Here is a 10944-nt window from a genome sequence, read left to right as displayed (position 1 = left end):
CTTATACCGCGCGGCCGCGAACTGGCGCTGGCTGGCGACTGCTTTGGCTGCCATTCTCAGGCTCAAGGGCCAATGGGAGCCGGAGGCATGTCCATACCGACGCCTTTTGGTACGCTCTTCTCGACCAACATCACACCTGACAAGCAGTATGGCATTGGCAATTATACCCGTGCCGATTTTCATCGCGTTATACGTGACGGCATAGCACCGGGTAATCGTAATCTCTATCCGGCAATGCCTTTTGACTTCAGTCATATCACAACACCTGATGATATTGACGCGCTTTATGCCTACAATATGAGCATTCCGGCCATGCCCATAGCTAACAAGGCCAATACCGGAGTATTTGTTTTGCCGGTGCGCCCTTTCATGAACTTCTGGACGCTGTTGAACTTTCCTGACCGTAAAGTGCCTCACAACGACCAACGCTCTGCGGCCTGGAACCGCGGCGCGTATCTCGTCGAAGGGCTGGCACATTGCGGCTCCTGCCACTCGCCCCGCAATTTCATGATGGGGCTGGAGTTTTCCCGGTCCCTGCAAGGCGGAGAAATCGACGGTGTGGCGGTTCCCAACATCACTGCCCCCGCACTTGCCAAGCGTGGTTTTGATGTTCCTTCTTTAACCGCCTATCTTGCTACGGGAATTTCGCCCCAGGGCACTTCGTTTGACGCTATGTACACCGTCACCCACTTCTCAACCAGTGCAATGGATGCAAAAGATGTCAACGCAATTGCCGTCTACCTTCTCACGGACGAAAACGGCAAGCTTACAACACCGTCTGCTCCCCCTGCTCCGCTGCCACAAGCTGTTTCGCCAGAATCCGGCACGCCTTTGGCCACAGGCCGCCTTGCCTATATGGCGTCCTGCGCAGGTTGCCACGGTTTAAATGGCGAGGGCATTCCCAATGTAAGCCCCGGCATGAAAGGCAATGCGGCATTGGCTATGGAAAACCCGCAAACACTCATCAAAGTCATTCTCAACGGCGTTCCTACCCAGATATTCAAGAACGGCCAGCGCATGTATGCCATGCCACCCTTTGCGCATCGCATGAGCGATGCTGAAGTCGCTGACCTTGTGACCTGGATCAGGGCGGAATGGGGCGGCCAGGGCACACCAGTAACCGCCAGCCAGGTGAGTGCCCAGGAAACAGCCGTAAAGTAAACGAAATGATGAACAGCCTTGCTACAAGCAATGCTCATCATCATTCACGGTACTCGCAGTCTCCGATGCAAACGGATTCCGAACAGGAGAAAGACAATGACTATTGATATTTCACGGCGCAATTTTATCAAGCTGGGTACGTTTTTTGGCATTTCCGTACTGATCGGACGCCTGCCCGACGCCCATGCTCTTGAAATACATTCCGGTCCCAGTTCAACAGACTGGATATCGCCCGACGGAAAAGTACGCTATCGGTGGGATGCACTGAACAAAGTGACAGGGCAAAAGAACTTTGCGCGAGATTTTCGTGCGCAAGACCTGCCAGGCTGGCCTAAAAAACAGGCTCACGCTTTCTTCATCAAGGCAACGCAAGCTGACCGCACCTTTGAAGGAGTCGACCTGAGCATTCTGGGGCCGGATATGCAGCCAGACCGCCTTATCCTGCATGAAGACCTGATTGGTGATGGTGTGACTGTTCCTCAGCCCGAGGGTCTGCCTACCGATTTTTATGGTCAGAATTTCCTGATGCCAAAGGGGCATACGCCGCCTCTGCTCGGGCAGCCGGTGGCTCTTCTGATCTATCACGATTTTGACAGGTTTGAAGCTGCAAAACGTTCACTGCGATTTGCAGAAGGTGTTGTAAAATATGGTGCGGAAACTGGCCCCAAGCCGCCGTCCAACTACGGCGCGGCGCGCTATATCCGCATTGGTGGCGATACTCCCACGGATTCGTCAGTCTATTCGCCCATGCAGGATGCCGTCATTTGGGGAGCTTTTGACGGCAACAAGCCCGTATGGCCACCCGAAAGTCCCACAGGTGTTTTTGTGCCTGCTTCTGTTCTGACCCTGCACCGCGGCGGCGGCGGTGTGCGCGACCCCAAAAAGGTCGCACGCGAAACCTACGAACCAATGCGGCGTGGCATGAACGCAGCCGCAGACATTGAGAAAGACATTGAGGCAGCCCGCCAGGATAAAAACAAGCTGGTGCTGGATCGCCACGGCTTCTCGCAATCAATTGACGCAAGCGCGATGGAGCCGGACAACGGCAACGCGTGGTATGACGCAAAAACGCACACGCTGCATATAATTACGGCGGCTCAATCACCGTATGAAGTGGCTCGCGTTGCAGCGTTGATGGTCAAAAACAACAAGCATTTCCCTGTCAAAACCATCAAGCTTCTCACGGGAACCACCGTGGGTTACGGCACCAAGGACCATTCCATCTTTCCTTTCTACGCTATTGCAGCCTGCTTCTATGGAGGCGGACTGCCCGTGCGGCTTGCCAATGACCGTTACGAGCAGTTTCAGCTTGGTATAAAGCGGCATTCCATAGAAATGGACGTTACTATCGTCGCCGACCGTAAAAGCGGCAAGTTTGAGATCATAAAAGGATTTTACAATCTCAACGGCGGCGGCCGGGCCAACTTCTCCTTCTCGGTTGCACAGGTGGCAGCAACTGCCGCCCAATCGATTTACTATTTCCCAAAATCCGACCTCGCCACAATCGCGCTTGCAACGCCAGCAGTAGAAGCTGGGTCCATGCGAGGCTATGGCACAATTCAGGCAATGAGCATCACAGAACTGATGGTTGATGAAGTTGCCGCTGATCTGGGCATTGACCAGATCGAGCTGCGCCGGCTCAACGCCATGCAAGCTGGATATGAAAACACACAAGGCGCGCAGCCGCTTGGCGAGTTAAACAATACTGAAATGCTTGATCTTGCTGCCAAGCATCCGCTGTGGGTGAACCGCGCAAAGGCCAAGGCTGATTTTGACAAGGCCAACCCCGGAAAAATGTACGGTGTCGGCTTTGCGCAGGTACAAAAAGATTATGGCACCGGAGCAGATACCAGCGCCCTGACACTGGAATTTGATGCCAATGGCAAGGTGCGAATGCGCCACTGCGTGCAAGAAATCGGCACCGGAGCCACAACCGCGCAGCAGGTTATCGTTCGTGACATGTTGGGTAAAGCACCTGACAACGTTGAGTTTGGCGTTGCAGAGTTTCCTGAACTGCCTGTAGTCTGCAACTGGTCACCATACACGACAACGCAAAAACAGCAGGACGAATTTCAGAAAAATCCCCACTGGGTCCCGTTCATGCTGCCTGCAATGAGTGCCTCAAATAGCGCCTACTTCATCGGGTTTGGCACAAGGCAGGCTGCAAAGTTTCTGTTTGAAAACGCACTTTGGCCTGCAGCACGCGCAATATGGAGCGAAGGCCCTGCTGGTGGACAGATATCCAGCGGTTTCATGACAGTAAATGATCTGCGCGTTGTTGAAGGTGGTATTGGCGGTGGCGGCATGGAAACCCTTTCATTCGAACGAGTTGCCAAAAAAGCTCACGCAATGGGTTTGGTAACCGGAGTTTCCCTGCACTGCTTCAGCCGCTGGGAATGGGCCACTGCTACATTTAACGTTCCGACCATCGGACCAATCAAGGTAGCCGCAGACGTGCTTTCTGTACGCTACGGCGATGGGGCCGCCCCCAAGCTCAAAAAGCGCATGACCACCGGGGGTTACGACTTCATCAAAAGAAGCAGCGTAAACTTCCCGTCGGTTCAGCGTAATAATGCCGGGGTAACTACCTACGCGCCTGCTGCCTGCCTAGTTGAGCTCAATGTCAACAGCTTCACTGGCGAGGTTGAAATCATGCGCCACCACAACCTGCTCAACACTGGCAAGGTGATTGTTCCGGAGCTTGTTTCCGGCCAATTGCAGGGCGGATTGGCTATGGGCATCGGGCATGCCTTGATGGAGGAATTGCCCTTGTATTCCGACGGGCCGGGCAATGGAACCTGGAATTTCAACCGTTACACGTTGCCGCGCGGCAAGGATGTGGCTGTCTGGAATCAAACCGCCGAATACCTTGCACCGCTTTCTGACAGTTCCCCCACCAAGGGTATAGGGGAAGTGGTTATGGTTCCTGTTGTTGCGGCAACCGTCAACGCCATCACCCACGCCATTGGCAAGCGCTTCTATGAACTGCCCGTAACGCCTGAAAAAATCAAAAAGGCTCTGGGACAGTAAACGCACAGCACCTATTTGTAAGGTGCGGATAGCCACTGTCAGCGTCGGTTGACCTGCTCGCCTGACTGTGCTTGATGGCCTCTGGCAGGCACACCTTCAGTTGAATAAAAATGACATGAAAAAACGGGCCGCATCATGAGATGCGGCCCGTTTTTTCATTAATGCAGCTACGCTGATTTTACATGCGAATGCTGTTTCGTATGTCTTCCAGTCTGGCCTTGGCAAACAGCAAGTACGAGAGCACCAGTTCGCCAGAGTTAAAAGACGAGGTAATATACAGCGGGTCATAATCACAGATGCGGGTCAGGTACGACATGGCAGCAACCATGTTTTCTTCATTGTTTTTGGCCCGAATTTCCGGATACAGCATGTAAAGGGTGTGGATGAAGTCACGCAGCACCAACACAATGCCCTGTACTTCGTAGATGCGATTATCCAGAGTGTAAAAATTCATATCCTGGGCGTTTTGCAACAATCCCAGAGCATAACCCAGTAAATTTTCGCCAGTCACAGCTACGAAAGACGCGTACAAGTCATCTGAGCGGCAGTTGAACACGCCAGTGCCGTTATCCAAAGATTTTTTGTATTCCTCAAGCAGCTTGAAACCTTTTTTGTACGACCCTTCCGCAGAGGGCAGCATAAAGCTGCGTGGGTCGATGGCAAAGCTGTTGATACGCGCCTTGTACAAAAACTCGCTTTCACGGTCGCTGGTTCCCAGCTTGGCTATCTGGCTGGAATAAAGATCCAGAAGAAACCGCGTGGCGTGGTAGACACCGTATTGACGATAGGCGCGGTTATCCATCACAAAGCGGTTAAAAATTATGTCGTTAACGCTCCAGCCAAAGGTAGAATCAAGTTCCCGCCGCATCTCATAGGTGATGGAATCCAGCAGGATTTTTCCTTTTTCATTTTCAGGCAGCTTATCTGCCTCTGCTGGCACGGGCATGGGTTCGGGGAATGTTGTAGCGTCAATCAACGAGTAAGCGCGTTGCGCCCCCCAAACCAGAAACAAGATGCCCAAAAGAAGAGACAACTGAACGGCCAGAGTTTTGAGTACAACCTGCAATTTCAAAATTGGTGGAAGCGTAGGCAATTTCATATACTTAATCCTCAACGAGATCGTTCTTTCTGTGGAACATGAATTGGAGTTACTCAATCAATATACAGGCGAACAGGCAAATGGGGAAGAGGCTGATTTACGCCCTGTCAGCAGTAGGCGTGGGGAATTTAAATTTTACTACAGTTATCTATGCATTGATTCCGTTACGGCGCACAATATTTTTTCCAGATACAAGTATATCTGATATGCAGATAAAAATATATTCATTTCAAACTTATCAATATATTATATGCAGATTATAGTTCAAGTTCCAGAACAGCAGCATACCCGTCAGTTCCAGCCATCCTTTTCTGTTCATGCAAAATACTTCTATTTTTATTCAGGGATATTTATGTAAAATGGTCTTCATTGCTGCCTGTTATTGCAGAAAATGAAGACCATCCACATTATATTATAAAGCAGATCAGTTTTACATCTTAGTTCAAGGTTGTACGGCTGATTATTTCGTCCTGCACTTCCTTGCACAGTTCTACAAAAAAAGCACTGTATCCAGCCACACGCACAATAAGATCACGGTGTGTTTCCGGGCTTTGTTGTGCCTGAACCAATGTTTCCCTATCCACGCAGTTGAACTGCATTTGGGCATTACCAAGAATTGAGGCCGTGCGGAGCAAGGTGCTCCATCCGGCGCGGCCATCCGGCGTATCCAGAACACTGCTGGCCAGTTTAAAATTATGGGCCATCCCAAGGCTCATCGATTCCACATTGATCTTTGAAACAGACTTTATGATGGCAGTGGGTCCGCTGCGGTCAGCCCCCTGCGAGGGACTCATAGCATCAGACAACGGCGCTTTCGCAAACCGTCCATTGGGGGTAGCGCCAATCATACCGCCCAGAGGCGTATTGAAGGATTGCGAGAGTGTGCCGTGAATGTGGCGGGCATAAAGAGATTTGTGCTGATTAAACATGCGCTCCGTATAGTCAACAATATCTGCAGCAATCAAATCAGCATAATCGGCATCATTTCCATACTTGGGCGCTGCCATGCAATCCTTGTGGACAGATTCATACCCCTTCCAGTTTGCATCAATAGCCTCTTTCAGTTCATGCAACGTATATTTTCTTTCATCATATACAAGCTTTTTTACAGCAGCCATACTATCCACATAGGTAGCAAGCCCGGCAAATATTGTTCCTGGCCCTTCATACAAAACAGCACCACCAGCCGTGACGTCCCTTCCGGTTTGCATACAGCCGTCTACGAACAGAGACATATACGGTGTAGGGGTCATGTCTCTGACCGTTTTTTGAATAAGTACAGAGCCTCTGGCCGTGAGTTTGATAATATGATCCAACTGCCGTTTTACCGCAGCTTCAAACTGTTCGTAAGTCTTCAGGTTGCCAAGGTCCCCGGTATCCAGGCCCAGCTTTGCTCCATAGGAAGGAAGTACACCACGGTGAAAAACAAACTCTATGGCAATGGGCCACTGGGTAAAGCCTCCAACAGTCCATTGATGGATACGTCCGGATTTCTGTGGCTCAACGCATCCCATAAGACAGTAGTCCCTGGCGTCGTCAAAATCGAAACCTTTCCGCAGCATCATTTTGATATGTGCATCGTCAAAATGGCAGGCAGGCATTCCCGCGCCAGCCTTGATGACATCCAGAATTTTCTCAATATACGGCTGTGGCGACTGGTTATGAATACGGCATGCCAGCGACGGCTGGTACATCTTAACCTTTTCCACCGCATCCATGATAAGGTAGGTCAGGCCATTTGTGCCATCGCCCCCATCTCGCCTGACGCCGCCTACACACATGTTGATGAACGGCATGTACCCTGCAAAATAGGTTGCGGTAGACGCCGGGGTATACCAGATCATCTCGGAACATTTGATAATGAAGCAACCCATAAGCTCAAACGCTTGCTCTTCACTCAACGTTCCTGCTGCAATATCCGCAGTATAGCACGGGTAAACATATTGATCGAGGCGGCCCAGCGAAGTGCTGCACTGATTTTCTTCCATCAAAAACAACGACTGTATCGTCCATATAGCCTGTAGAGCTTCATGAAAATTCTGCGGGGGATGGGCCGGAACACGAGAGTTTACCTTGGCTATTGTTTCCAGTTCGGCCTTTCTTTGTGGGTTTTGCTCTTGCCGGGCCATGTCCTGAGCATAGGCAGAGATGCGGGCCGCGTAAGTCAAAATTCCTTCGCAAACCTCCAGCGCAGCCTGGTAAAAAAAGGTTTTCTCCTGCGTATCTTTTGCGTCCGGCGACAATTGGGCCAGGTGCTCTTCGGCCTCTGCTTTCAAGCCCAAGATACCTTTGTTGAAGAGGATTATGTCATAACCGGGGCTTGTATCTCCGCCGCCGCTTGAAATGTGATAGGTCAGATCACTCACGCAGGCTTCCGCACCAAATTCCCACAGGCCTTCTTGCCTGAGTTCTTCTTCACACGCCTCAGCAAGCGATTTTCCCTCCCAAAAAGGAAAAAGCTGCTCACGCATGATCTGTTTATCTTCTTCACTAATAAAATATGGATCTTGCGTTCTTGTGCCTATGGTTTCCAACTCATCACGCACCCATTTCCAGGCCGTGTCGGGTGAAAAGGCCCCCGCGCGAGCTTTGCCACAAGGGTGCCCCACAATAAGTTCATCATTCTGAATGAGCATGGGGGCAGTTTCGCAAGCACGCCTGAAAGCTTTGGCGCGCAAAAGATTTTTAGGCAAGCCGGGATATTGTTTTGCAACTTCGGTATAAGCCAAGGCACGACCAATTGTGATACTTGGCTTGACTTGTAAGTACGCATCTTTAAGCCGCAGGAGACGCAGAGACAATTCTGTTTGCATTTGTAACATCCCTTATTGCCGTGACGAATAGTGAGTGCTTTATAGCGTGTCCAACTTTACAATAAGGTACCCGTCAGCGGGAAAGTCAATGCTTTTATCAATACTATAATCTTGCATTATTCCGCATGCATATTTGATATTTAAATAAGGATGATGCGAAACTTTGACATTTACACGCTCTATAACATTCCCCCTCGGGCAACCTTTATGGTTTTCAAAGCAGACAGGTTTCAAGCGTCATCTGTATCTAAAGCCTTTCGGGATGCATATCTCGCTGCAATGGAGAACACAAAAACCAAACCTGATATGGCTAACCCAACGCGACTGATTAAACTCCAAACTAAAAAGCAAATGAAGACATGCATACCTTGCGCCCAAGAATGAACAAGGTATGCCCCAGTGTGCCTTACAATACTGAGGCACACGCGCTAGCCCCATGCCCTTTTAGCGCCCTGCGTATTTTCTGAGTGAGACTTGGCGGTGTCCTATGTATGGATCCCGATCCCTGCGCATGGGATTTTCCACATCGGCCGAGCTCAAAAGGATTAGACTTTGCCACAACAAGGCCACCTTGGTTGCCCTTAAATCAAATTGCCAGCAGCAGCCTCGTAACGGCTTGTAACCAATCGAATACCTATCAATACCTGCAAGCATCCCCCATCTTGCCCGTAGCATGAATGCCAGGAGATGTGCTTGCCGCTCCTACAGGCCCCCCACATTTCAAGCATGCAAGAAAGCATAGCTAAACCGCTTTTTCGATGACGGGCCAATGTAGCGCAGCACGATATATTTTCCATAACTTAGCAGTATTGGCTAATAATTCGGCATCTTCCCCAATTACTGCAAGCCACGCATCCACCCAAATATTCAAATTTGGAATATCAGGCCATGCTAAAAAACCATTTTGGCTTTTCATTTTCCTATGGCACAAACTCGGAAAAGAAATCCCATTTCAAATTCAACCGAGGGTAGGATGAGTAAAGTCAACTGGTTTAAGCAAGTGTTTTGCGCCTGCCTGCTTACTGGCAGCGTGCTTCTGACGGGTCAGCAAGGCAATGCAGCTCCCGAGGCCAAGGACACTCTGAACTTCGTGAATTACCGTGACATTCGCGATCTCAACCCCCACCTTTACGCAGGGGAAATGTACGCCCAGGAAATGCTGTTTGAAACCTTGGTGGACATCACGCCTGACGGCTACAAACCCTGCCTCGCGGAAAGCTGGGAAATTTCGCCCGATGGCAAGGTTTATACCTTCAAAATTCGTAAGGGCGTAAAATTCACTGACGGCGAACCCTGCGACGCCTTTGCCATCAAGGCCAACTTTGATGCCATCATTGAAAACAAAAAGCGCCATACGTGGCTTGAAATGATGCACCTGTTGGAAAAGGTTGAAGCTCCTGATGCCGAAACCTTCCGCATCACAATGAGTCAGCCCTATTATCCTATGCTGACCGAGCTTGGCGTAACCCGCCCCTTTGCGATGATATCTCCAAAGGCCATGAAAAATGGTTCCACCAAGGATGGAGTACAAGCATTCATCGGCACTGGCCCCTGGACGCTGGAAAAAGTCGTCACTGATGAATACGCGATCTTCAAACGCAATGAAAATTACTGGGGCGAAAAACCCAAGTTTGAACGCGTGATAGTCAAGGTTATCCCCGACAATCAGACACGCATTCTTGCGCTGGAAAAAGGTGAGATCGACCTCATTTGGGGCAAAAACATGCTGGATGCCGATGCCCTGAACAAATATAAAAACAGTAAAAAATTCGGCATTGAACTTTCTGCGCCCACGTCCACGCGCCAGATACTGCTCAACACCACCAACCCCATTCTCAAAGATCTCAACGTGCGCAAGGCGCTGCAACACGCCACCAACCGCGCGGCTATTGCCAAGGGCGTTTTTCACGGATTGGAAACCCCCGCCGACACGCTTTATGCGCCCTCGGTCCCCTACTGCAACATTGGCCTCAAGCCTTTTGAATATGACATGAAAAAGGCCGCAGCCCTGCTTGACGAGGCTGGCTGGAAGCCCGGCCCTGGCGGCGTGCTTATTAAGGATGGCCAACCTCTGGCAATCAGCCTGCTCTACAATAGCAATAGTGTGACTGAAAAAAACATTGCCGAGTACTTGCAGCACGAATTTGGCAAACTTGGCATGAAGGTAAGCATCAGCGGTGAGGAAGAACAATCTTACCGCGACAACATGAAGAACGGCAAGTTCGACATGGTCTTCAACATCTGCTGGGGTACGCCCTACGATCCCCAGTCTTCGCTTTCCGCCATGCGCCAGCGCGTGTACGGCGATTACGCCGCCCAGCTTGGTCTGGATGACAAGGCCGAAATTGACAAGGCCATCACGGCCATACCCACCACTACCGACAAAGAAGAACGGCAGAAGCTCTATACGTATGTGCTGACCCACCTGCATGAAGATGCCGTGTACATTCCCCTGACCTTTGAATGCAACAAGGCTCTTTTCAACAAAGACCTCAAGGGCGTTGGTTTTACCCAAACTCAGTACGAAGTACCCTTTACGCAAATCTACATGGCCCAATAACTGACTTCATGCGGGCGACATGCCGCGCAAATGAGCCAGAAATGCCCGGCTTCCCCCGGAAAGCCCTTCCAGCCGGACGCATATCTGGAATCTCCCGGCCCGTCAGCCACGACGGACCGGGAGATTGAAACCCGACGCTACGAGATTACGGAACTATGGAACCAAGGGTATGAAACACTACGTCATCAAAAGGCTTCTGGCCACCCTGCCACTTCTGTTGGGCATTTCCTTCCTGTGCTTCGTCTTCATCAACCTGATCCCTTCAGATCCGGCTGAGGTAG

The 10944-nt window shown here is 50.6% G+C and carries 6 protein-coding genes; 3 read left to right on the top strand and 3 right to left on the bottom strand.

Translation table 11 applies throughout. From position 1 onward, the window contains the following. Positions 1-1161, top strand: a 1161-nt coding sequence (locus tag QM579_RS08395; RefSeq protein WP_414998718.1) for a c-type cytochrome, incomplete at its 5' end; no start/stop codon positions are given. A 96-nt stretch (positions 1162-1257) separates the two neighbouring features. After that, positions 1258-4191: a xanthine dehydrogenase family protein molybdopterin-binding subunit gene (locus QM579_RS08390; protein ID WP_414998717.1), complete on the top strand. Its 2934-nt coding sequence runs from the start codon at positions 1258-1260 to the stop codon at positions 4189-4191. A gap of 178 nt (positions 4192-4369) precedes the next feature. On the opposite strand, the gene QM579_RS08385 is transcribed toward QM579_RS08390, so the two are convergent. The 3 genes from QM579_RS08385 to QM579_RS08375 form a co-directional block, all read right to left on the bottom strand. Continuing rightward, complete coding sequence (locus QM579_RS08385; protein WP_414998716.1) at positions 4370-5290, bottom strand: DUF2333 family protein; 921 nt, start codon at positions 5288-5290, stop codon at positions 4370-4372. A 437-nt stretch (positions 5291-5727) separates the two neighbouring features. Next, a complete protein-coding gene (cutC, locus tag QM579_RS08380; protein ID WP_414998715.1) occupies positions 5728-8103 on the bottom strand; it encodes a choline trimethylamine-lyase in 2376 nt (791 codons plus the stop codon). A gap of 742 nt (positions 8104-8845) precedes the next feature. After that, the gene (locus QM579_RS08375; RefSeq protein ID WP_414998714.1) at positions 8846-9019 is read right to left on the bottom strand and encodes a hypothetical protein; all 174 of its coding nucleotides are present in this window, start codon (positions 9017-9019) and stop codon (positions 8846-8848) included. A gap of 57 nt (positions 9020-9076) precedes the next feature. On the opposite strand from QM579_RS08375, the gene nikA reads away from it, so the two are divergent. Beyond that, positions 9077-10663, top strand: a complete 1587-nt coding sequence (gene nikA, locus QM579_RS08370; RefSeq protein ID WP_414998713.1) for a nickel ABC transporter substrate-binding protein — start codon at positions 9077-9079, stop codon at positions 10661-10663. Positions 10664-10944: the final 281 nt, after the last annotated feature.

It is taken from the genome of Desulfovibrio sp. (assembly GCF_047607245.1).
Taxonomy (GTDB): domain Bacteria; phylum Desulfobacterota; class Desulfovibrionia; order Desulfovibrionales; family Desulfovibrionaceae; genus Desulfovibrio.
This window is presented reverse-complemented; position numbering and strand designations above follow the sequence as displayed.